The sequence below is a fragment of the Bryobacter aggregatus MPL3 genome (genome assembly GCF_000702445.1).
Lineage (GTDB): Bacteria > Acidobacteriota > Terriglobia > Bryobacterales > Bryobacteraceae > Bryobacter > Bryobacter aggregatus.
Genome location: NZ_JNIF01000003.1, coordinates 912735 through 935737, shown reverse-complemented (window position 1 = coordinate 935737; position 23003 = coordinate 912735). Strand labels below are relative to the sequence as shown.

Here is a 23003-nt window from a genome sequence, read left to right as displayed (position 1 = left end):
TGGAAAGATGGCAAAGCCACCAGCAAAGGCCGTAAAGAAAGCCGCTGTCCCGGCGAAGAAGACAGTCGGCAGACCACGAGCCAAACACAGCGACCCGGCGTACAAGCAGATGAGCGTGTATGTTCACCAGGACGTGCGGAACAAAGTGAAGGCCCGGTTGTTCGAGCAGGGCGGCGAGTTCAGCGCCCTGGTGGAATCACTGTTGCGGGACTGGCTCAAGAAACCACAGTAAAACTCAAAGTAAGGTATCCATCCCAAAGCGTCTATAGATCGACCGGACCTTCTGCTCGGTCGGGAAAATGCGGCGCTACCTCCTGGCCGACTTCAGAGCCGCAGCTTCCAGAAAAGTATCAATCGTCCGTAAGAGTGTTTCCTGTTGCCGATCAGGAAGGCTCTCAATCAACTCCAGACGGCGTAGGACCTTGCGGGAAGGCTTGCGGGTAGTCTTGGGTCCTTCCGGTTGCAGCAACTCGTCCATCGTCACGCCCAAGCCCTGAGCGAAGCGGATCGCCATCTCCGCTGAAAGGCGCAAGCGGTCGCACTCGTAGTCAGTGACGAGCGTTTGCACCAGTCCAGTCTTCTCGGCCAACTCCACCTGGGTGAATCCCCGCTCCTTGCGGAGACGGGCGAGGCGCTGGCCGATGGTCTCGCCACCCAGGTCGATGGGATCAAGTTTCAATCTCGAAGCACGAGGCATACCAGAGCCAGTGTAAAGGCGAAAAACGTGGCTTCTTGTATCTTACGGTATCATACGCTATTCTTGTGAGCGTATCTATTTTGCTTCCCCCACTTGACAGGTTTTTGGAAGGAGGCCGTTTTCGATGGCACGTATCCCGGACGACGAAATCCAGCGGCTAAAGAGCGAGATCAGCGTGGAACGCTTGGTCACGAGCTTCGGCGTGGAACTGAAGCGGCATGGGGCGGAACTGATCGGGCGGTGTCCGTTCCATGACGACAAGACGCCATCGCTGGTGGTGTCGCCGAAAACGAATCTGTGGCACTGCCTGGGTAAGTGCAACATCGGTGGCTCTGCGATTGATTGGGTCATGCGAACGCAAGGCGTGAGCTTCCGGCACGCTGTTGAATTACTCAAAGCCGATCATCCTTCTTTAGCCGCTGGCGAAGCTCATGTGGTGAAGAAGGGTACGACGGCGAAGCTCGAATCTCCGGTTGGTGCGGACGCCGACGATCCGCAGACGTTGTTGAGCGTGGTCGAGTTTTATCACAAGACACTGAAGGAATCGCCGGAAGCGCTGCGGTATCTGGAGAGCCGGGGCCTGACGAATGCTGAGATGGTCGGCCACTTCAAACTGGGCTTCGCCAACCGCAAGCTCGGCCTGACGCTGCCGGATAAGAACCGCAAGGCCGGGGCCGATCTGCGTGGACGCTTGCAGCGCTTGGGCATCCTGCGTGCCGAGAGCGGCCACGAGCACATGAACGGATCGGTGGTGTTCCCGTTCTTCTCGCTGGCTGGTGAAGTGCTCGGCATGTATGGGCGCAAGATCACGCTAGGGCTGCGTGAGGGAACGCCGCTGCACCTGTATCTGCCGGGGCCGCATCGAGGCGTGTTCAACGAAGAGGCGCTGGTGGTCTCGAAGGAAATCATCCTGTGCGAATCGATCATCGACGCCTTGACATTCTGGTGCGCCGGGTTCCGCAACGTGACCTGCTCGTATGGCGTCAACGGCTTCACTGACGATCACCGGGCCGCATTCCAGAAGCACGGCACTCGCAGCGTGTGGATCGCCTACGACCGGGATGAAGCTGGAGATGCGGCGGCAGAGCGGCTAAAAGAAGAACTCGACAAGCTCGGCATCACGTCGCACCGGGTGCTGTTCCCGAAAGGCATGGACGCCAATGAATACGCCCGGAAGGTCGTGCCAGCCGAGCAGAGTCTTGCGGTGTTGTTGAACAAGGCCGAGTGGTGGGGAGCGGTGAAGAAGCGGCCAGCGGCTAAGGAAAAAGCGAGTGCGCCGGAACCCACGCCGCAAGCGCCTCAGCCAGTGGCCGTACCTATCGTCAACGAAGCGCCAGCGCCAGTGATCCCGATGGCGGCGGAACTCGATATCGAAGTGGTCTCGGTCTCTGCGGCCAACGATGAAATCGTGATGCGGCATGGCGACCGCCGCTTCCGCATCCGTGGCCTGGGCAAGAATCTCTCGCACGATCTGATGAAGGTCAACGTACTCGTGTCCAGGCAGGATGAGTTCCACGTCGATACGCTCGATCTCTACGCCGACCGCCAGCGTGCTGCGTTCCTCAAGCGTGCCGCCGAAGAGCTTGGCTTGAAAGAAGACATCCTGCGCAAGGACCTGGGCCGGGTGTTTCTGAAGCTCGAAGAACTACGGGACGAGCAGATACGCAAAACGCTCGAAGCCGCGCCGCAGGAAGTCCAGATGAGCGAGGAAGACCGCAACGAAGCGCTGGCGTTGTTGCGTGACCCGAAACTGCTCGACCGCATCCTCGACGACTTCAACCAGTGCGGACTGGTGGGTGAAGAATCGAACAAGCTCATCGGCTATATGGCCGTCATCTCCCGTCATCTGGAGTCGCCGCTGGCGGTGGTGGTGCAGTCTTCATCGGCGGCTGGCAAGTCGTCGTTGATGGACATGGTGCTGGCCTTCGTGCCGGAAGAAGAGCGCATCCAATACTCGGCGATGACGGGGCAATCGCTCTTCTACATGGGCGAGATGAACCTGAAGCACAAGGTCCTGGCCATCGTCGAAGAGGAGGGGGCCAGCCGCGCTTCTTATGCGTTGAAGCTGCTGCAAAGTGAAGGCGTGCTTACCATCGCATCGACGGGCAAGGACCCGGCGACGGGCAAACTCGTCACGCAGCAATATCGTGTGGAAGGTCCGGTGATGATGTTCCTGACCACCACGGCCATCGACATCGACGAGGAGTTACTGAACCGCTGTCTGGTGCTGTCGGTGAATGCGGATCGCGAACAGACGCAGGCGATCCACCGCTTGCAGCGTGAGGCGCAGACGCTCGAAGGCTTGATGAAGCGCCAGGAGCGGCGGGAGATTATCCGGCTGCACCAGAACGCCCAACGGCTGATCAAGCCCATCGCCGTCGTCAATCCATATGCCCGTGAACTGACCTTCCCCGACAGCCTCACCCGCGCCCGTCGCGACCACATGAAGTACCTGACGCTGATCCGTTCGATTGCCCTGCTGCATCAGCATCAGCGTCCGACCCGCACGGCCACGTGGCGCGGGAAGACGCTCGAATACATCGAGGCCACGCCAGGTGACATCACCATCGCCAATCGTCTGGTGTCGGAAGCGATGGGCCGTTCGCTCGACGAACTGCGGCCAGAGACACGGCGGCTGCTCTTGCTGATCGACGAAATGGCCACGGCGCAATGCCAGCAACTCAAGGTGGATCGAAGTGATTATCGTTTTAGCCGCCGTGACGTGCGCCATCATACAGGCTGGAGCGCCACGCAGGTCCGCATCCACATGGACCGCTTGCAGGAGATGGAATACCTGCTGGCGCATCGTGGTGGCCGGGGCCAGAGCTTTGTTTATGAGCTTGTCTTCGAGCGTGGCGACAACACATCGAAGCCACAAATACCCGGCCTGATCGATGTGTACGATTCCAACCTGACGGACCCGGAAGGCCAGTTAGCGGGGTCAAAACGGGGCCAAAACGGTGGGGTGACGGAGGGGTGGCGGAGCGCTGAAACCCGCATGGATACTGGCTCAAATGGTGTTTTTGCACCAAATCACGAAAACAGCACTTCTGTGGAGATCGATGAAAATCCGGTCGTAGCCGCACATCGCCATAACCATGCAGGGGTCCGCTGATGGCTCGTGTCCGCAAGCCTCGCAAACCTGCCGAGCGGCCCACCACACCGTTGGCGCTGCTGATGGAAAAACATCTCGAAGACCTGCTCACGAAAAACTACTCCGAGTACACTATCAAGGGGCGGCGTGTGCATATCCGCTTCTTCCTCGCATGGGTGGCGGATCGTGGCATCACCGAGCCAGTGGAAGTGACTCGCACGGTGCTTGAAGCCTATCAGCGCTACGTGTTCCATTACCGCAAGAAGGACGGCCAGCCGCTCGGCTTCAACGCCCAACATGATCGTCTGGTGCCGCTGCGGGTGTGGTTCCGTTGGATGGCGAGGAATCATCACATCCTGCACAATCCGGCGTCGGAACTGGAACTGCCCCGGTTGGCGTTCCGCTTGCCTAAGGCCGTGCTGTCGGCCTCGGAAGTGGAGCAGATCATGTTGCAGACCGACATCCACGATCCTCTTGGCTTGCGTGACAGAGCCATCCTGGAGACGTTCTACTCGACCGGGATACGGCGGCTGGAACTGGCGCAACTGAAGCTGTGGGACCTTGACCTGGAGCGCTCGACGCTCACCATCCGCCAGGGCAAGGGCAAGAAGGATCGCATGATTCCGTTGGGCGACCGTGCCGCCGCCTGGGTACGCAAATACTTGGACGAGTCCCGCACGCAACTGGTGAGCGAACCGGATGAACACTTCGTCTTCCTGTCGAATGTCGGCGAACCGTTTGCGCTGGACTACCTGACCGAACTGGTGAGCATGTACGTGAAGGCGGCGCAAATCAACAAGCAGGGATCGTGCCATATGTTCCGGCACACGATGGCGACGTTGATGCTCGAAGGCGGCGCAGACACACGCTTCATCCAGGCGATGCTCGGCCACGCCGATCTGAAGACGACGCAAATTTACACGCATGTGGCGATCCGCCAGCTTCAGGAAATCCACCGGGCCACGCACCCGGCGAAGCTCACGAAGGATCGACCGACGACGAAGAGCGCCAGCCCGGATGCCGCCGACGTGTTCGCTGCGCTCGATGATGAGAACGACGAAGACCCGGAAGTGTAAACACATCCACCCCACCCACACGGTAAAATGGCCGCAGTGATCCAGGCGGCTAAAGCAACGGCGCAGCTTTTTGTTTTAGCCGCCGTCTGTCTTCCCGTCTTTGCGAACATCCCAAGATCATCGCTCGTAGCCGAAAAACCGCATCTGGGGGTCGCCAACTTTGCGCTGGTCTCGCACCGGGCTGATTCCGCCGCTAACGTACTGATCGCACCTGGGTTGCCGGGATGCTTGTACGATTCAAGCGCCAGACCTTGTTGTTCCGGCAAGGAACGGGATGCAGAGACGGGGCTGGACTTTTTCTCGGCACGCTACATGAGTGCCGCCCAAGGACGTTTCACAAGTCCTGACGTTCCTTTTGCGGACCAGTGGGAGAAGAATCCACAAAGCTGGAATTTGTACAGCTACGCTCGGAACAACCCACTGCGGTTTGTCGACCCCACTGGCAGATGCAGTCAAGCTGCGGGTGGCTACACGGATGAGGGGAGTGGGCTGTTTCCTGGTCCCTGTTCGGGCGGGACCATTGGCGACAGTAACAACAACACGAATTCGGTGACAGTTACCGGAAAGAAGGGCAATGCTGTTGGGGCATTCGTCCTGAATGCGCTCTTTGCGCTAGACAGCACCGCCAACAACTACTTCGCCTGGATGTTTAAAGAGCGTCCAAAGCTGTTGGAGAACACGCCTACTACTAAAGAGTTCGTCGGCCAAGCTGCCGCTGCAACAGTCCTTGTGGGAACGATGATGATTGGTCCAAGTGGTGGCGCACAAGCCCCTTTGAGACTTATCCACTCCGAGGCAACGTTAAGCAAGACGATCCTAGATGGTCTTCGCAAGAAGTCAACCCAGGAGATCATTGACACTTTGAAGCCAGGCTTGGAAGAAGGTCTCAAAGTGAAGCCTGATGGGCGAGTCATGGACGGAAATCATCGCATCAAGGTTCTGATGGAACGTGGAGTGGACGTGAACTCACTGCCCAGAGAGGTCCTGAAGTGACTCTGGACGACAAACCTAACGGGTTGGCATTCGTAGGTGAGCTTGAAGACGCAGCGCCGGAAGCAAAGAATGCATTCCTTGCGAAAGTGGCGTTTGAGTTGACGATTCGAGGGCGTGACACATACGAGCCTGGAACTTCTGGGGTATCAGAGCCGAACAGACTTCGTGCGCTGAATGAAGTGATGCATCGGCTCACAAAACGGATGTTCAAGCGTATCAGCGGAAACGATGATTTGAACGAGACCGAGTTTTGGAAGGCTCTTACGGAAATCTCTGACTGCGGGGGATGTCTCGCCGATCTTGTGGCTTCTGCGGAAGCGGCGTCGCCGCTGATAAAGAGTAAGTGAGCGTGGTCAGCAGGAAACGCTATTGCGTAAGCAGCCGCCGAGAAAACCTCGTCGCCGCACTTCGAGCTTGACGGCGTAGAAGGCGGCTTGCAGGAGATGGATGGGGCCGTGGTTGGCGTCGATGACGAGCTTGCCATCTAACCAGTCCGAATTTTCGTGAGCGCCGATCAGCAGTTCCAGGGCGAACTGTTCGAGGATGTGATCGCAGGCGGCTTGGAGATCGTCGTCTGAAAGAGAGCCAAGAACGGCGCTTGGTTCGGTGATGTCTTGGACGAGGAGTTCGTCGGCGAGGTTGGTGAGCAAAGAGTCCATGATGGTTCCTGTTGGTATTTACCATTGCAGGTACGCAAAAGAGGAACCATGCGAAGCATGGACGTTGCTTCAGCAACGTCGTTCTTGAAGTAGTCGTTCACTTCGTTCACGACGCCTTCGGCAGTCTCATTGTCATCATCATGCGGTTGGTTTAGAGTCTCTATGCTGGCACGAGTCCTCAAGGAACTCGGCATAGAGACTCGAAAGGTCATGCGTACTGGCCCATCGCTCTCCTCTGATCGTCTGAGTCGTCAGAGGTCTCGGCAACTTAACGCTGGTGAACTCAGCCAGCGGCAGACTTGGGCATCCCGATTTAGCTGCGCCCAGGCTCTTCGTCTACGTCCCACAGTAGAGCCGTCCTGATTCCACGCTGCCGTCAATTACTCCCGACCGTGGAGGACATGAACCGAAGTCCACGTTGATATGTAGAAGCAGCGATTCTTTGGGCGGTGCTGAAGATGCGTCTCCGACCACAACAGATTGTGCATATCAGGGATAGACACAATATTTTGTGGCCGGGAAAGTGAAAATATTTTGGGGCGGGGATAGACGGGATCGGCGGCAGGTGGCGGAAAGCGGCGAAAGCCGGGTTGGGGGTGTACGGATCGGGAGAGAGCGGCGGATGCGAAACGGCGATCCGCCAGGGCCGAAAGTTTCCTGCGGCTAAATGCAGAAGAGGAAACAAACATGATCCCGATCCGACTGACCGAGAACGACTACATCAACCCGGAAGCGGTTTGCCGCCTTCACTGCCAGCCAAAGACCGACGACAGGCGTGCGGCCATGACCATCGTCTTCACCGACGAAGACCAACTCCCGCTTTACCTGCACGGTGAGGAAGCGGAAGAGGCCATTGCAAACTGGCGGACCTTCCACCAGCAGCAGGGTCACGACGCTTCGTTCCCGGCGACCATCTGAAACAGCGAATTTTCCAGAATGTTCTTCACGGTGCGGCCATACCACTTGCCGCCGTTCTTGCCGGGGATGTGATCGGCGTTGAAGGCGTCGGCGATCATGGCGAGACTCCAGCCGTCTTCCCGGCGCTCGTGCATCAGGCGTACCATCGCCATCTCAGCGGCGGCGACCACGAGGCGATCCCCGGCACGCTCGAAGCCGAAGGGCGTGTGGTTGTAGACCTTGCCCTGCTGCTTCTTGTGCGCCAGGACTGAGGCGGTGCGTTCGGCCACGAGGTTGCGTTCGAGTTCGGCGCATCCCGCCATCAGCGTGAGAAACATGCGGCCCATCGCTGAACCCGTACTCAACGACTGACCGCCCATGTCCACCAAGTGCAGCGAGACTCCCGCTTTGTCCCAGGCTTTCGTTTGGCGCAGGGCGTCTTCGGCGTCTCTGAACAATCGGTCGAGCTTCAGGCAGACGACATGGCCGACACCGTTGTTCATCCACTCAAGTAGCTTCGCCCCGGCAGGACGCTTCGCCAAAGGGATGCTGGCCGAGACGCCTTCCTCACGCACCAACTCCATCACTTCCAATCCGGCCATCTGGCAGTAGGCACGAAGGCGATCTTCCTGGGCGTCGAGCGAGAAGCCGAACTTCGATTGCTCGACGGTGGAAACCCTCACGTAGCAGAGCGCCCGGTTGCCTTGGAATCGTTTCGCCATTCTGCGTACCCAGAATAGCGGTTTAACATAAGCTAAGTCAATAGAACTCGTGTAGGCATGGTCGTGGCTACATTCCAGGTACGCAGAATGGCGGATTCCTGATAAGCTCGGAGGGATGGCGAAAGCACCAGTCAAGGCTGTAAAGAAAGCCGCTGTCCCGGTGAAGAAGACAGTCGGCAGACCACGAGCCAAGCACAGCGACCCGGCGTACAAGCAGATGAGCGTGTACGTTCATCAGGACGTGCGGAACAAGGTAAAGGCCCGGTTGTTCGAGCAAGGCGGCGAGTTCAGCGCCCTGGTCGAGTCGCTGTTGCGGGACTGGTTGAAGAAACCACAGTAAATCCCGAAAAAGGGTACCCATCCCGAAGCGTCTATAGATCGACCGGGCCTGTTGCTCGGTCGGGAAAATGCGGCGCTACCTCCTGGCCGACTTCAGAGCCGCAGCTTCCAGAAAAGTATCAATCGTCCGTAAGAGTGTTTCCTGTTGCCGATCAGGAAGGCTCTCAATCAACTCCAGACGGCGTAGAACCTTGCGGGAAGGCTTCCGGGCAACCTTGGAGCCAGCAGGTTGCAGCAGATCGTCCATCGTCACGCCCAAGCCCTGAGCGAAGCGGATCGCCATCTCTGCCGAAAGGCGCAAGCGGTCGCACTCGTAGTCAGTGACGAGTGTTTGCACGAGTCCAGTCTTCTCGGCCAACTCCACCTGAGTAAAGCCACGCTCCTTGCGGAGACGAGCGAGGCGCTGGCCGATGGTCTCGCCGCCCAGGTCGATGGGATCAAGTTTCAATCTCGAAGCACGAGGCATACCAGAGCCAGTGTAAAGGCGAAAAACGTGGCTTCTTGTATCCTACGGTATCATACGCTATTCTGTGAAGCGTAACTATTTTGCTTCCCCCTCTTGACAGGTTTTTGGAAGGAGGCCGTTTTCGATGGCACGTATCCCCGATGATGAAATCCAGCGGTTGAAGAACGAGATCAGCGTGGAGCGCTTGGTCACGAGCTTTGGCGTGGAACTGAAGCGGCATGGGGCGGAACTGATCGGGCGGTGTCCGTTTCACGACGACAAGACGCCATCGCTGGTGGTCTCGCCGAAGACGAATCTGTGGCACTGCCTGGGCAAATGCAACATCGGCGGCTCGGCCATCGATTGGGTCATGCGGACGCAGGGCGTGAGCTTCCGGCACGCCGTGGAACTGCTCAAGGCCGATCATCCTTCTTTAGCTGCTGGCGAAGTTCATGTGGTGAAGAAAGGTACGACGGCGAAGCTAGAATCTCCGGTCACGACTGATGCCGACGAGCAGCAGACGTTGTTGAGCGTGGTCGAGTTTTATCACAAGACGCTGAAGGAATCGCCGGAAGCGTTGCGGTATCTGGAATCTCGTGGCCTGACAAATGCGGAGATGGTCGGCCACTTCAAACTGGGCTTTGCCAACCGCAAGCTCGGCCTGACGCTGCCCGACAAGAACCGCAAGGCCGGGGCCGATCTGCGTGGGCGCTTGCAGCGGTTGGGCATCCTGCGTGCCGAGAGCGGCCACGAGCACATGAACGGATCGGTGGTGTTTCCGGTCTTCTCGCTGGCTGGTGAAGTGCTCGGCATGTATGGGCGCAAGATCACGCCAGGTCTGCGTGAGGGAACGCCGCTGCACCTGTATCTGCCGGGGCCGCATCGTGGTGTGTTCAACGAAGAGGCGCTGGTGGTCTCGAAGGAAATCATCCTGTGCGAATCGATCATCGACACCTTGACGTTCTGGTGCGCCGGGTTCCGCAACGTGACGTGCTCGTATGGCGTCAACGGCTTCACCGACGATCACCGGGCCGCATTCCAGAAGCATGGCACTCGTAGCGTATGGATCGCCTACGACCGGGATGAAGCTGGAGATGCAGCGGCAGAGCGGCTAAAAGAAGAACTCGACAAACTCGGCATCACGTCGCACCGGGTGCTGTTCCCGAAAGGCATGGACGCCAATGAATACGCCAGGAAGGTGACGCCAGCCGAGCAGAGTCTTGCCGTGTTGTTGAACAAGGCTGAATGGTGGGGAGCGGTGAAGAAGAAGCCAGCGGCTAAGGAAAAAACGAGTGCGCCGGAACCCACGCCGGAAGCGCCAGTGGAGCCAATACCATTAGCCGCTCCCATCGTCAACGAAGCGCCAGCGCCAGTGATCTCAATGGCGGCGGAAGTCGATATCGAAGTGGTCTCGGTCTCTGCGGCCAACGATGAAATCGTGATGCGGCATGGTGACCGCCGTTTCCGCATCCGTGGCCTGGGCAAGAACCTCAGCCACGATCTGATGAAGGTCAACGTGCTGGTGTCGAGGCAGGATGAGTTCCATGTCGATACGCTCGATCTTTACGCCGACCGTCAACGTGCTGCGTTCCTCAAGCGTGCCGCCGAAGAGCTTGGACTGAAAGAAGACATCCTCCGCAAAGACCTGGGCCGGGTGTTTCTGAAGCTCGAAGAACTGCGAGACGAGCAGATACGCAAAACCCTCGAAGCCGCTCCGCAGGAAGCCCAGATGAGCGAAGAAGACCGCACCGAGGCGCTGGCGCTGTTGCGTGATCCGAAGCTGCTCGACCGCATCCTCGACGACTTCGCCAAGTGCGGTTTGGTGGGTGAGGAATCGAACAAGCTCATCGGCTATCTGGCCGTCATCTCCCGGCACCTGGAATCGCCGCTGGCCGTGGTGGTGCAGTCTTCATCGGCTGCTGGCAAATCGTCGCTGATGGACATGGTGCTGGCGTTCGTGCCGGAAGAAGAGCGCATCCAATACTCGGCCATGACGGGGCAATCACTCTACTACATGGGCGAGATGGACCTGAAACACAAGGTCCTCGCCATCGTGGAAGAGGAAGGCGCATCGAGAGCATCGTATGCACTGAAGCTGCTGCAAAGTGAAGGCGTGCTCACCATTGCATCGACAGGAAAAGACCCGGCGACAGGCAAACTCGTCACGCAGCAATATCGGGTCGAAGGTCCGGTGATGATGTTCCTCACGACCACAGCCATCGACATCGACGAGGAACTGTTGAACCGTTGTCTGGTGCTTTCGGTGAATGCGGATCGGGAGCAGACGCAAGCGATCCATCGTTTGCAAAGAGAAGCCCAGACGCTCGAAGGCTTGATGAAGCGGCAGGAGCGGCGGGAACTGATCCGGCTGCACCAGAACGCCCAACGGCTGCTGAAGCCCATCGCCGTCGTGAATCCTTACGCCAAAGAACTCACCTTCCCCGACAGCCTGACACGCACTCGGCGGGATCACATGAAGTACCTCACGCTCATTCGTGCGGTGGCGCTTCTGCATCAACACCAACGGTCTGTAAGGACAACAACGTGGCGTGGCAAGACGCTCGAATACATCGAAGTCACGCCGGGTGACATCGCTATCGCCAATCGTTTGGTGTCGGAGGCGATGGGCCGTTCGCTCGATGAACTGCGACCGGAGACACGGCGGATGCTACTGCTGATCGACGAGATGGTGACGGCGCAATGCCAGCAGCTAAAGATCGAGCGAAATGATTTTCGTTTTAGCCGCCGTGACGTGCGCCATCACACAGGCTGGAGCGCCACGCAGGTCCGCATCCACATGGACCGCTTGCAGGAGATGGAATACCTGCTGGCGCATCGTGGTGGCCGGGGCCAGAGCTTTGTTTATGAGCTTGTCTTCGAGCGTGGCGACAACACATCGAAGCCGCACATTCCCGGCCTGATCGATGTGTACGATTCCAACCTGACGGACCCGGAAGGCCAGTTAGCGGGGTCAAAACGGGGCCAAAACGGTGGGGTGACGGAGGGGTGGCGGAGCGCTGAAACCCGCATGGATACTGGCTCAAATGGTGTTTTTGCACCAAATCACGAAAACAGCACTTCTGTGGAGATCGATGAAAATCCGGTCGTAGCCGCACATCGCCATAACCATGCAGGGGTCCGCTGATGGCTCGTGTCCGCAAGCCTCGCAAACCTGCCGAGCGGCCCACCACACCGTTGGCGCTGCTGATGGAAAAACATCTCGAAGACCTGCTCACGAAAAATTACTCCGAGTACACGATCAAAGGGCGGCGTGTGCATATCGGCTTCTTCCTCGAATGGGTGGCCGACCGTGGCATCACCGAGCCTGTGGAAGTGACCCGCACGGTGCTCGAAGCCTATCAGCGCTACGTGTTCCACTATCGAAAAAAGAACGGCCAGCCGCTCGGCTTCAACGCACAGCATGACCGTCTGGTGCCGTTGCGAGTGTGGTTCCGGTGGATGGCAAGGAATCATCACATCCTGCACAATCCGGCCAGCGAACTGGAACTGCCCAGGCTGGCGCAACGCTTGCCCAAGGCCGTGCTGTCGGCGGCGGAAGTCGAGCAGATCATGTTGCAGACGGACATCCACGATCCTCTTGGGCTGCGTGATCGAGCCATCCTGGAGACGTTTTACTCGACTGGAATACGGCGTCTGGAACTGGCGCAACTGAAGCTGTGGGACCTTGATCTCGAACGCTCGACGCTGACGATCCGCCAGGGCAAGGGCAAGAAGGATCGCATGATCCCGTTGGGTGATCGTGCAGCGGCTTGGGTACGCAAATACCTGGATGAATCCCGCACGCAACTGGTGAGCGAACCGGATGAACACTTCGTCTTCCTGTCGAATGTCGGCGAACCGTTTGCGCTGGACTATCTCACCGAACTCGTGAGCATGTACGTCAAGGCGGCGCAGATCGACAAGCAGGGATCGTGCCATATGTTCCGGCACACGATGGCAACGCTGATGCTCGAAGGCGGCGCAGACACACGCTTCATCCAGGCGATGCTCGGCCACGCTGATCTGAAGACGACGCAGATTTACACGCATGTGGCGATCCGGCAGCTTCAGGAAATCCACCGGGCCACGCATCCGGCGCAACTGTCGAAGGATCGGCCACCGACCAATCCGGCCAGCCCGGATGCCGCCGACGTGTTCGCTGCGCTCGATGCTGAGAACGACGAAGAACCCGAACTGTAAACACATCCACCCAACCCCGCACGGTAAAATGGGCCGCAGTGATCCAGGCGGCTAAAGCAACGGCGCAGCTTTTTGTTTTAGCCGCCGTCTGCCTTCCCGCTCTTGCGAACATCCCACGCACGCCACTCGTAGCCGAAAAACCGCATCTGGGGGTCGCCAGCTTTGCGCTGGTCTCGCACCGGGCCGAGTCCGCTGCTAACCCCATGAACGCACCGGGGATCGCAGGATGCTTGTACGATTCCGGCACCAGACCTTGTTGTTCGGGCAAGGAACGGGATCAGGAGACGGGGCTCGATTACTTTGGAGCCAGGTACTTGATGGCGGGGCTGGGGCGGTTTGGGAGTGCGGATCCGTTGATGGAATCTGGCAATCCCCAGAATGGTCAAAGTTGGAATCGATATGCCTACACGTACAACAATCCACTACGATTTGTGGACCCGAATGGAATGTGTAGCGGGCCACCGCTCCAAGCCGGAGAAATGGGAGTTTGTATCGACCTATACATTGCTGCCCCGAAGATTGGGGTCATTGGTGAAGGTGACAACCGCGGCCCAGCTCCCAACGATCCCAAGGCAACCTACCGCCAGGAACTTCAGCTGGCGTTAAACCCGAAAACGGGTGGGGTTCGTGTCGTAAAGGATGATCCAGGAGTGAGCGAAGTCTTGGTTGTTCCTGACGAGCTTGGGAAGCTATCACCGACGTTGGCTGCTAAGGGAACATCAAGTACATCCGTTTCTCCTACAACGACGGATAAACAAGGAAACCATCACTTCGCTATCTACAACGAAGCATTAAATGGCATCGCGAGCCTTCCGTACATCAGTAAGGTTGCAATCTCAGACACGATCAAAACGGACGTCAAGTTTGTCTTTACTCCCGACGGAAAAGTTGGACTCGATCCCGGAGGCACACGCACTGCGTACCCCTCAATAGAAATCTACCGCTATGACCAAAGTGGAAAGCCGACCACTCTGCTCCAGCAAAAGGAATCTGGAAATCCTGCTGATCTTTGTTGCCGCAATCAGTCGATCCCGAGAGTTTCGCCAAGATGAGCTTTCTCGCAGGAGTAATGGCGGTTATCGGATTAGGCCCCGCAGTCTTGTTGGTGCGCACTTGGATTCGGAGGAAAAGTGGGACTGAGACGCTATTATCATTCATCCTTTCGCTAAGCTATTGCTGGTTTCTGGCTGCGCTCATGAATCCGAGCATATTTCTTGGAGAACACTACTCTCAGTCGAGATTGTTCATTGAATCGCTGAATATGCTTATAAATCTGACAGTCGGTGTTATTTCGATTCGGAAAAAAGCTTCTGGGTGGTATCTGATTGCAGGTGCATATATCGCTGCTCTATGGTTGATTGTGCTTTGGTTGACTTATGCGATGTAGGAATGGGTACAGCTTGATGAAGTGAATTATGGTTGCTGAAAGAGCGGCTCCTTTGGGTGGCATAGGTTCTTCGGTCGCTGGTGTAAAGGGGAGAGTTGGGAACTGTTTTGAATGTTCTACCGCGAATCAGTTGGCAAATCAAGGGTCGGACTTGAAGAATGTACGCCACACTCAAGGCATCCGACCTCGCAATAAGCAACCATTTGACAAGTGCACCAACGGTCAATCCATGTTCCCGGAGCAATAGTTAGATGAATTATCAAATCGGCGAGGCTGTAAGGTTGTTGCGTGAGTTCCCCTCTCTCAATGATGAAAACTTATTAGAAATACTTGTTCAGCAAGGAATAGAGAAGAGGTTAGCTGCTCGCCTTGTTGAGTTTATTCCGATGGTGTATTGTCGGATTCTTTTCGGCGGTAGTGGGGCGACGTTTCCGAGCGTGTATCATCGACTCTTGGCAGATGGCAAGCTGAGGGAGCACGAACTGAGCAGCGATCTGGTTTGGACCGAAATCACGGAGTTCGCCCGCAGAGAAGTAGAAAACGGAAAGGCGGAGACTGATATACGGGCTATTGCTCAGTACGGGGCAGAGTATCGTGCTGCTTCTCAATTGATAGAGAAGGGATCGGCGTTTAGAAATATCGCGTTTACGCCGATGGTGTTCAATTGGCCCGAGGATGGCCCCAGCGCCGTTGCTGTGAGGGAAGATCGGAACCCTAGGTGGTGGCGATTTGGTTTTTGAGTAAGAGTTGTTTAAAGACTTACTTTGATTCCCAAGGCGTGAACGCCATATTTTCACATCTTTATTGGTATGACGGTCGCGACCATCTGGTGGAGGTGGAGCAGCAGGACTCGACAAGCTACAGCGGCACGAAGACTCAGAACCGTCTATTTGCTTATGATTCTCTCGGCCGGCTGGGCAGTGTCACGAATCCGGAAAGCGGAACGGAGAGTTACACCTACTGGGTGGATGGCCAGATGAAGACGAAGACCAACGCATCGGGGCAGGTGGTGAACTATGCCTACGATGCGGCGCGACGCCTGGCGACAAAGAGCTATAGCGGCACGCTGAACACGACGTATTGTTACGACGGCAAGCTCTGGAACGGATCGGCGTGTACGATGCCTGCGGGACGAACGGATGCGGTCAAGGGGATGAAGACCGGGAGCGGCGGCGCGTGGGGTTCGACGAACTATGCGGCGGTGGATGCGCTGGGACGTGTGAGCTCTCTGAAGCAGACCGTGGCTGGACTTGCCGAGCAGTCGCTGAGCTATGAGTACTCCGCCAGTGGCGCGGTGAAGAGCATTGTGTATCCGAGTGGCCGTCAGGTGAATGTTGCCTATACGGGCGCGGGGCGGCCATCGCAGGTGAGCAGTGCAGCCCGGACCTACCTGAGCGGCATGAGCTATGGAGCGAACGGAGCGCTGGTAACCGAGACCTGGAATGGAAGTGGCGCGGAGCGTGTGGAAGAGAAGCGTACCTACAATCCGCTGGGGCAGATGCTGACGGCCGATTTCCGGAAAAACGCGCAGGAAGCGGGTCGCTTCTGGAAGATGACGAACCAGTATCCGGAGACGAAGAATGTTGGGAATCTGACGAAGCAGTATGTGGAGACGGGGATCGACACTTTTGGCGTACGCTATGCGTATGACGGGTTGTATCGTCTGATTGGTGCTGCGGAAGATAGCAGCAACGAAACCCTACTGGGGACGGCGAGTTGCGCGACGGTGGGTGGGCGCTGGTGTGTGCAGTATGCCTACGATCAGTTCGGCAATGGCTGGACGCCTTCAAAGTCCGGGTTGGCGCTTGGGTTGGCGCAGGCGAGCTCGAATTGGTACCTGCAGAGCAGCGGGGTGGTGAACAACCGCTTGAAGGATGTTGCATATGACTATAGCGGTCGGCAGATCCAGTGGAAGGTCGGGGATACGAGTTCGGTTGCGGTCTATGATCCTGAGGGGCATATGACGGAGGCGAAGGGTGACTCTGTTGTGACGCCAGGGACGGAGAAGATCTACGGGAGCTATCTCTATAACGGAGATGGGCAGCGTGTGAAGTCTGTGGCGGATGGGAAGACGGTTTGGTATGTGTATGGGCTCGATGGAGGGGTGGCAGCGGAGTTTGCGACTGGCTCTACGAATGGGAATGCTGGCAAGACTTTGTATCCGGTGACGGATCATCTGGGGAGTACGCGGGCGTGGTTCGACCAGACGGGGACGGTGACACAGCGTGTGGATTATGAGCCTTTTGGAGGAGAGATCCAGCGGACTGGAGTTGCCGGGTACTCGGGAGTGGGCGATCCGGCGCAGAAGTTTACGGGCAAGGAACGGGATCAGGAGACGGGGCTCGATTACTTTGGAGCCAGGTACTTGATGGCTGGACAGGGGCGGTTTGGGAGTCCGGATCCGTTGATGGCCAGTGCTTCAGCGGCTGATCCGCAAAGCTGGAATCGATATTCATACGTGGGGAACAACCCCTTGAAGTACATCGATCCGCTGGGACTATTTCCTGCGGCTCCATACTCCTGCGATGCCATTGAGCGCACATGTTTGAACGATGACCAGCGCAGGATTCTGGAAAACTCGTCGGTGAAGGTCGGCAAGGAGACTCTTTCCGGTGAGAAGTTATGGAGTGCGCTCGGGCAGCAAAAGAATGGCGAAGCCCTCCAGAACGCTTTCATAAACATCACCGACAAGCTCGGCTCCATCACGCTTGAAGGTGGGGGAACGGCTCTCAGTCAAGTTTCCGGGCTTACGGAAGTGAAGGCCGACCGCCTGTATGCCAACGTGGGTCAAGGGTTGGCCGGGGCCTTGGCTGGATCGTCCGCCTTTACTTCGGTGAGTGCTGGCGATCATGAGCCATACAACGCCATCAGCTACAAGAACGTGGCGGATGTGCGGGGCAATATCCAGTTCTCCTTCAATGAAAGTAGGAGAGGTGCGGATATTGATATCGACCTTGGGAACATGGCGTCGAAGAACCCTATGGGGCCGCTGATCCACATCGGAGAGGTGCTTCAAAACAAGATCACCAACACGACCACCAGTCAGGACGCCGTTAGAAAGATTCTGATGGCGAACCCCAGCGTGATGATAACGCCCAGCCCCGATCCAAAGTGGAACCGGAAGTAGGCGGTCATGCAACTAGCCATTCGGTTGATAGGTCTGTTGTTGGCTGGGTCCGTATGTGGAGCCAATGCAATGGCAATCTGCCGTGTGACGGTCAGGGCAGAAGAAAACGGCATCTTCGGGAAGGGTGGCAATCCTCCGGGAGCGGCGGTGATCTTCGCCGCTTCCGTGGCAATCCCTGCTTTCCACCTTCGTTTTGTTGATTCCAAATCAGGACAACAACTGACGCCGACAAAAGTGTCCGTTGCCTACGGTTGGCGTTGGCTTGAGTATCCCTATCCAGAGCACTCTTGGGGAACATGGTCCGAAGCGAGTGATCTTGTCGAGTGTGAGCCGCCGTCCGCTGAGTTGGAAATCCCTGAGTTTGAGGTGCGGCCCCGGGGATGGTATGACGGGAAGTACAATCGGTTTCCGTTCACGAAAAAACCGACGTTCACAGGAATCGGTGTTGTGATCCAACTTGGGGGATGTACAACACGTGCGACGATCACGCCCAAAGAAGCAGCCAAGCTTAAGAGTCGTTTCGCTGTGTTCAAGGCGAACTGTGCGGGTGAATCAATCATCAGCATACAGTCGCATTGAAAGAGAGCTTTCTACGCAGCAGCGGCCACCAGAGAGCTACGTCGCCGCACTTCGAGCTTCACGGCGTAGAAGGCGGCTTGGGTGAGATGGATGTTGCCGTGGTTGGCGTCGATCACCAACTTGCCATTGACCTTCCCCCCGTTCCCAGCGCACTTTAGAATCCGAAGATCGGACGAAGACAAGGAGAAAGCGGATGAGCGTATCGAAGTATACGGAAGCGCAGATCATTGGCGCGGTAAAGCAAGTAGAGGCGGGACGCAAGGCAGAAGAAGTAGGCCGGGAGATGGGCGTGAGCAAGCACACGGTGTATGCCGGGGAATGGGGACAGCCTGACCCGTTCCTTAGGAGATTTGTGAAAGTTGCGAGGCGAAGCCGTCGAGACTCTCAAGATGGGTTTCTGAGCATTCCGGAGGACCGTTGGCGAGCTAAATTGAGCCCGCTCCGAGTTCAGGAAGAGGTGGACGTGGCGGATAGAAATCACTAGGGCTATTCAAGGAAGCGTTTGTGGAAGGTTGTGACGATGGAAACTTGCGAAAAAGTGCGCTGTGACGGTTCAGGCCGTCCCCTTTCCCAGAATCTCGATAGTGTCAGTAATATTCCTGCTCTTGTTAAGACGGCTGTGACCGGAAATGCTGATGCAGGATCGGCAGTTGCGACACTGGCCAATGCAGCTCAACTCGCCGTGAAGCCACAGGCGGCCCTTGCCAATGCAGCAACGGCCGGCGACGCGGCTAGAACTGTGTTGTCCGGGGCGGAGCTAGTGAATAAACCTACCGCATACACGAAGCCAGCACCTGCGCCAGCGATTCCCCAAAAACCGCCATGCCTGCCGATCGGAGATAGCTGCCCATGAGGTGGTTTACTTGGGTTGATTATCCACCGTGGCTAAGGTTTATAATTTTTAATGTAGTGAGCTTGTTTTGTCTATGGTGGAGGGGGCAATTGACATGTAACTTCCATTCTATCTTTAGCTCAAGTGTTGTCCTCGGGGTCATGAACGTTGTCGCGTGGCTGTCGTTGAAGAGCTTAAAAAAGAACGGTACGCAATGAATTTTCAGAAGAAGGCCATTTTAATCAACACGTCAATATTAGGGGGATTAGTCTTCTGTTACTTCAATGAAATTCCTCCTATGATATTGCCTGTCAGCGGTGTAACGCTGTTACTCGTCGCCAATGTGGGGTTGATGTTTTCCAGGCGGCTCTATTGAGTCTCGCGGAATATAGCGGATTCAGAAGCATAGAGAAGACTGCTTCCAGCAAGCAACGAGTAGATGCTTTCTTCGGCGCATGCGCTTGAGTTTAGTTCTGGCCATTTCACCGAGTTGCCAGAGATCTTTGGCGCAGATATTCGGGAGTTCGTGCTGCTTGAGATGAGCCCAGATATATTCGACGGGATTCAGTTCGGGAGCGTAAGCTGGAAGCCGAAGAGTCTGGATGCGGCCATCACAACTTGCGATGAAATCCTGAACGAACTTGCTGCGATGAGCAGCCAGTCCGTCCCATACGATCAGGATCTTGCCTGGGATGACCCGAAGTAGTTTTCCGAGGAAGATCACAATGTGCGGACTCTTGATCGTTTCGCTGAACATTTCAAAGTGAAGATTCCAGCGGCTCAGTCCTGCGATGAGCGAGAGGTTCTTCCAGTTGAAGTGATGGAACAGAATAGGTGTCTGGCCGCGCGGAGCCCAGGTGCGGCATCGATGAGGCTTCTGCGTTAGTCCGCTTTCGTCAATGAAGACAATGGTGCGGCCTTCTTCCTGGGCTTTTTTTTAGCGTTGGGCCAAGTCACCTGTTTCCACTCGCGAATGGCCTTCTCATCGCGTTCGAGCGCACGTCCCACTGGCCGTTGAGGACTCCAGCCCAAGGCGCGCAGAATGCGCCAGACGTGGCCCGGATGGTAGCGAATCTGAAATTCCTGCTCGATCAAATCGGCTACCCGCTGGCAGGTCCACAACGGCGTTTCATAGCCGAGTTTTTCCGGCCCCGCCAGCAACTTGTTCGTCAGAAGCTTTGCCTGTTTGTCCGCCAGCAAAGGCTTCCGGCCAGCGCGTCCAGCCTGCTCGAGAGCCTTCCTGCCACCTTCGCTATATTCCTTGCGCCAGCGGCTCACCGTCTGGTTGGCGACCATTAACTCATGGCCGATCTGACTGTTGTTGAAACCCTCTCGCATCAATGCCAGTGCTCTCATCCTCCGCACTTCCAAGGCATCGAAATCGCGAGCCACTCCACGCGGGTTTCCCATAGACAGATTAGAACCCGACAGAAGTCAATGTGTTCCGCTATATTATGTGATTATCAATAGAAGGGTCTCATAAACCCATAGAGAGCGGAATATGGGAATCTGGAAGAGCTCTGGTGAATTGCGCGGAAGTGTATGCGTGGACGATGGGACTTAAAGGACGACCAATGGGAAGTCGTGGAGCCGGTGTTGCGTCCGCAGCGCCGAGCGGATCAGCGTGGCAGGCCGTGGCACGATACTCGATGCGTATTGAACGGGGTGCTGTGGGTTTTAGGGAGTGGGCCGCAGTGGCGTGAACTACCAGAAAGATATCCGCCATACCAGACCTGTCACCGACGTTTTCAACAGTGGGTGCGCAGCGGAAAGCTGGAAGAGACGCTGAGAGTGTTGGCCCGCTACTTACATGAGCGAGGCCAGTTGAATCTGGAAGAAGCGTTCGTTGATGCCACATTCGCGAGCGCAAAAAAGGGGGCCTCGCCATTGGTCCCACCCGTCGCGGCAAGGGCACGAAGATCATCGCTCTCGCCACTGGTGACAGTCTTCCTCTCGCCGTTGCTGTCGACAGCGCTTCGCCGGCCGAGTGTCAGCTTGTGGAAGACGTTCTGGCCGGAAGCTTCCTCGATGAAATACCCAAGCGACTCATCGGAGACAACGCCTACGACTCAGACAAGCTTGAAGAAAAGCTTGCCCAGGAGTACGACATCGAAATGATCGAGCCGAATCGGCGCAACCGGAGCAAGACTCAGGATGGACGGCCATTGCGCCGTTACCGCCGCCGCTGGCGCGTCGAACGGCTCTTCGCATGGCTTCATCACTTTCGTCGCCTGGTCACTCGTTGGGAGTACCACGTCGAAAACTTCATCGGATTTGTTCGCCTCGGCTGCTTACAAATCTTACTCAGACGTTTATGAGACCGCTTCTAGGGCTGGAAAGAGTGGGCAATTCGCTGATGACCGTCTTTTTGCTCAAGTTTCAGGTGGCTTGGAAAGTGGAATCAAGGCAGGAGGCGGCTTCGCATCTGCAGCCGGCCACGGACCTTTCAGTAGTAGCTACAAGAGTCCTGATGGTCCGTTCGGCAATATTCAGTTGTCCTTCCAAGGGCAGTACGCTGATATCGACATTGACATCGGGAATCTCAAGGCTCGGAATCCTGCGGCGGCGCTTATTGGTGGGGTCGTGCATACGGGTGAAGTCGTGTGGAATCTGATATCCGGCACGACGACCGATCAGAATATAGTTCGGAAGATTCTGATCGCTGATCCTAAAGTAGGTATTACGCCGAGTCCAGATGGGAAATTCAATCGGAAGTAACCGTGATGGATAATAAGATACCAGGGTTTGTATTCTTAATGACAATTATTATTGTCGCCAATTGTCTCGGCCAGCGTTGCGAGTTTGTTTCGAAGGCAGACGATAGTATAAATAAACGAATGGGCGTACCTATTATCCACGGTAAGCCCTTCCCGGTGCCTTCACTCACATGGCGTTTCGTTGGTGATGTGCCTCCTAAATTGGTGGAAGTGCGATACCAATGGCAGTGGATCGATTATCCCTACCCTGATCATGCATTCGGGGCCTGGCTCACTTCTGGGGAAACGGTGGAATGCCGGGAACCTAGTCTGCGACTGGAGGTCCCTGCAAGAGCAGTTCAGCCGAGGGGATGGTACCAAGGTACATATACATTGTTGCCGTGGTCCAAGCCACGATTTCATCAAGTTGAGTTCGTGGTGGAATGGGGACGGAACTGTCGGCATACAGTGATGCTGAGTCCCCAACTGCTGGAGAAGTTTCGGGACCACGACGGCGTACTCCCGCGCAGTTGTGGTGAACCTGTTGAAATCCGGTTTGTGCGTAAGGGGAAGTGAATGCGCAGGAAGCCGGCCGTTTCTGGAAGATGACGAAGCAGTATGTGGAGACAGGCATTGATACCTTTGGCGTCCGCTATGCGTATGACGGGTTGCATCGGTTGATTGGCGCCGCGGAAAACAGGAGCAATGAAGACCCGCTGGGAACGGCCAGTTGCGCGACGGTGCGGGGATGGGGACAGCCTGACCCGTCCCTAAAAACCGCCATGCCAACCGATCGGAGATAGCTGCCCATGACGTGGTTCACGAAATCCTATCCTCTGTGGCTACGGTTTCTTCTTTTTAATGTAATGAGCGTGGTTGGCCTATGGTGGACGGGACGCCTGACGTTTGACCGCCAGTCTATCGTTAGCCTAATTATCGCATTCGCGCTGATGAACTATGTCGGATGGCTGTCGTGGCGGAGCGATGAACCTAAATCCGGCAGTTGACAGACACGAGCGCAGTGTTTGTGCCTTCTCACCAATGGGAAACTGCCCGAGCTCAGCAAAGATGCGGGTGAGCATTTCACCCCACCGGAGTCCCTGTGGCAACTGCTCCGCAGGTCTGGTAAATTGACGCAGCCACTGGCTGATTCGGTCGAGTAACTTCGCTGCTTGCCGTGCTTTGGCATGGATGCTGGCGATACTGAGCTTTGTCTGGTTGGCATGCCTCGATCGCCGCACCACGGCCGTTGGAACAACG

At 56.6% G+C, this 23003-nt stretch carries 23 protein-coding genes; 17 read left to right on the top strand and 6 right to left on the bottom strand.

What is annotated here, in order from left to right:
- Positions 1 to 7: 7 nt before the first annotated feature.
- Positions 8 to 232, top strand: a complete 225-nt coding sequence (locus M017_RS26300) for a hypothetical protein (protein WP_035957674.1) — start codon at positions 8 to 10, stop codon at positions 230 to 232.
- A 75-nt stretch (positions 233 to 307) separates the two neighbouring features.
- On the opposite strand, the gene M017_RS0104710 is transcribed toward M017_RS26300, so the two are convergent.
- The gene (locus M017_RS0104710; protein WP_031496192.1) at positions 308 to 679 is read right to left on the bottom strand and encodes a helix-turn-helix domain-containing protein; all 372 of its coding nucleotides are present in this window, start codon (positions 677 to 679) and stop codon (positions 308 to 310) included.
- 142 nt (positions 680 to 821) lie between these two features.
- Between M017_RS0104710 and M017_RS0104705 the strand changes: the two genes are divergently transcribed.
- Genes M017_RS0104705 through M017_RS0104690 form a run of 4 tightly spaced genes read left to right on the top strand, consistent with a single transcriptional unit; the run spans position 822 to position 6207 of the window.
- Positions 822 to 3812, top strand: a complete 2991-nt coding sequence (locus M017_RS0104705) for a CHC2 zinc finger domain-containing protein (protein ID WP_080507505.1) — start codon at positions 822 to 824, stop codon at positions 3810 to 3812.
- On the top strand, positions 3812 to 4867 hold the full coding sequence (gene xerC / locus M017_RS0104700) for a site-specific tyrosine recombinase XerC (protein WP_080507504.1): 1056 nt from the start codon (positions 3812 to 3814) through the stop codon (positions 4865 to 4867). Before M017_RS0104705 ends, xerC (M017_RS0104700) begins: the two co-directional genes overlap by 1 nt.
- Before the next feature lie 27 nt (positions 4868 to 4894).
- Positions 4895 to 5860, top strand: coding sequence for an RHS repeat-associated core domain-containing protein (locus M017_RS0104695; protein WP_031496186.1), 966 nt, complete (start codon positions 4895 to 4897; stop codon positions 5858 to 5860).
- Positions 5857 to 6207: a hypothetical protein gene (locus M017_RS0104690; RefSeq protein WP_031496184.1), complete on the top strand. Its 351-nt coding sequence runs from the start codon at positions 5857 to 5859 to the stop codon at positions 6205 to 6207. The genes M017_RS0104695 and M017_RS0104690 overlap by 4 nt, the downstream gene beginning before the upstream one ends.
- A gap of 6 nt (positions 6208 to 6213) precedes the next feature.
- Here M017_RS0104690 and M017_RS0104685 read toward each other — a convergent pair whose 3' ends face one another.
- Entirely contained in the window at positions 6214 to 6519 is a 306-nt protein-coding gene (locus M017_RS0104685) for a hypothetical protein (RefSeq protein ID WP_031496183.1), read from the bottom strand.
- Positions 6520 to 7206: 687 nt separating this feature from the next.
- Between M017_RS0104685 and M017_RS0104680 the strand changes: the two genes are divergently transcribed.
- Positions 7207 to 7437 (top strand): hypothetical protein, encoded by a 231-nt coding sequence (locus M017_RS0104680; protein WP_031496182.1) that lies wholly within the window; start codon positions 7207 to 7209, stop codon positions 7435 to 7437.
- On the opposite strand, the gene M017_RS0104675 is transcribed toward M017_RS0104680, so the two are convergent.
- Positions 7407 to 8138: a recombinase family protein gene (locus M017_RS0104675; RefSeq protein WP_031496180.1), complete on the bottom strand. Its 732-nt coding sequence runs from the start codon at positions 8136 to 8138 to the stop codon at positions 7407 to 7409. The two genes, M017_RS0104680 and M017_RS0104675, sit on opposite strands and share 31 nt — an antisense overlap.
- A 115-nt stretch (positions 8139 to 8253) precedes the next feature.
- Here M017_RS0104675 and M017_RS26295 point away from each other — a divergent pair, with 115 nt between their 5' ends.
- Positions 8254 to 8478 (top strand): hypothetical protein, encoded by a 225-nt coding sequence (locus tag M017_RS26295; RefSeq protein WP_035957672.1) that lies wholly within the window; start codon positions 8254 to 8256, stop codon positions 8476 to 8478.
- Positions 8479 to 8553: 75 nt separating this feature from the next.
- On the opposite strand, the gene M017_RS0104665 is transcribed toward M017_RS26295, so the two are convergent.
- A complete protein-coding gene (locus tag M017_RS0104665; RefSeq protein ID WP_031496178.1) occupies positions 8554 to 8925 on the bottom strand; it encodes a helix-turn-helix domain-containing protein in 372 nt (123 codons plus the stop codon).
- 142 nt (positions 8926 to 9067) lie between these two features.
- Here M017_RS0104665 and M017_RS0104660 point away from each other — a divergent pair, with 142 nt between their 5' ends.
- The 7 genes from M017_RS0104660 to M017_RS30615 all read left to right on the top strand — a co-directional run bounded on the left by M017_RS0104660 (position 9068) and on the right by M017_RS30615 (position 18699).
- Complete coding sequence (locus M017_RS0104660; RefSeq protein ID WP_080507502.1) at positions 9068 to 12067, top strand: DNA primase; 3000 nt, start codon at positions 9068 to 9070, stop codon at positions 12065 to 12067.
- Entirely contained in the window at positions 12067 to 13122 is a 1056-nt protein-coding gene (gene xerC, locus M017_RS0104655) for a site-specific tyrosine recombinase XerC (protein WP_080507501.1), read from the top strand. The genes M017_RS0104660 and xerC (M017_RS0104655) overlap by 1 nt, the downstream gene beginning before the upstream one ends.
- Positions 13123 to 13160: 38 nt before the next feature.
- Complete coding sequence (locus tag M017_RS0104650) at positions 13161 to 14174, top strand: RHS repeat-associated core domain-containing protein (protein ID WP_031496173.1); 1014 nt, start codon at positions 13161 to 13163, stop codon at positions 14172 to 14174.
- A gap of 586 nt (positions 14175 to 14760) precedes the next feature.
- Positions 14761 to 15249, top strand: a complete 489-nt coding sequence (locus M017_RS0104640) for a hypothetical protein (protein ID WP_031496170.1) — start codon at positions 14761 to 14763, stop codon at positions 15247 to 15249.
- Positions 15250 to 15287: 38 nt separating this feature from the next.
- Positions 15288 to 17636: an RHS repeat domain-containing protein gene (locus tag M017_RS0104635; protein ID WP_155121240.1), complete on the top strand. Its 2349-nt coding sequence runs from the start codon at positions 15288 to 15290 to the stop codon at positions 17634 to 17636.
- A gap of 69 nt (positions 17637 to 17705) precedes the next feature.
- Entirely contained in the window at positions 17706 to 18215 is a 510-nt protein-coding gene (locus M017_RS0104630) for a hypothetical protein (protein WP_031496167.1), read from the top strand.
- Between the two features lie 193 nt (positions 18216 to 18408).
- The gene (locus M017_RS30615) at positions 18409 to 18699 is read left to right on the top strand and encodes a transposase (protein ID WP_031496165.1); all 291 of its coding nucleotides are present in this window, start codon (positions 18409 to 18411) and stop codon (positions 18697 to 18699) included.
- Between the two features lie 745 nt (positions 18700 to 19444).
- On the opposite strand, the gene M017_RS30610 is transcribed toward M017_RS30615, so the two are convergent.
- A complete protein-coding gene (locus tag M017_RS30610; RefSeq protein WP_080507451.1) occupies positions 19445 to 19948 on the bottom strand; it encodes a transposase in 504 nt (167 codons plus the stop codon).
- Positions 19930 to 20457, bottom strand: a complete 528-nt coding sequence (locus tag M017_RS0104605; protein WP_051669512.1) for an IS630 family transposase — start codon at positions 20455 to 20457, stop codon at positions 19930 to 19932. Before M017_RS0104605 ends, M017_RS30610 begins: the two co-directional genes overlap by 19 nt.
- Before the next feature lie 132 nt (positions 20458 to 20589).
- Here M017_RS0104605 and M017_RS28530 point away from each other — a divergent pair.
- From M017_RS28530 to M017_RS0104590, 3 genes are all read left to right on the top strand, one after another.
- Positions 20590 to 21365, top strand: a protein-coding gene (locus M017_RS28530; protein ID WP_202901614.1) for an IS5 family transposase whose coding sequence is annotated in 2 segments (ribosomal slippage) — positions 20590 to 20929 and positions 20929 to 21365 — 777 coding nt in all. Because the reading frame shifts where the segments join, the coding sequence is not laid out codon by codon here.
- Positions 21322 to 21765, top strand: coding sequence for a hypothetical protein (locus tag M017_RS0104595; protein WP_155121239.1), 444 nt, complete (start codon positions 21322 to 21324; stop codon positions 21763 to 21765). Before M017_RS28530 ends, M017_RS0104595 begins: the two co-directional genes overlap by 44 nt.
- Positions 21766 to 22315: 550 nt before the next feature.
- On the top strand, positions 22316 to 22546 hold the full coding sequence (locus M017_RS0104590) for a hypothetical protein (RefSeq protein WP_031496158.1): 231 nt from the start codon (positions 22316 to 22318) through the stop codon (positions 22544 to 22546).
- The last annotated feature ends 457 nt before the right edge of the window (positions 22547 to 23003 follow it).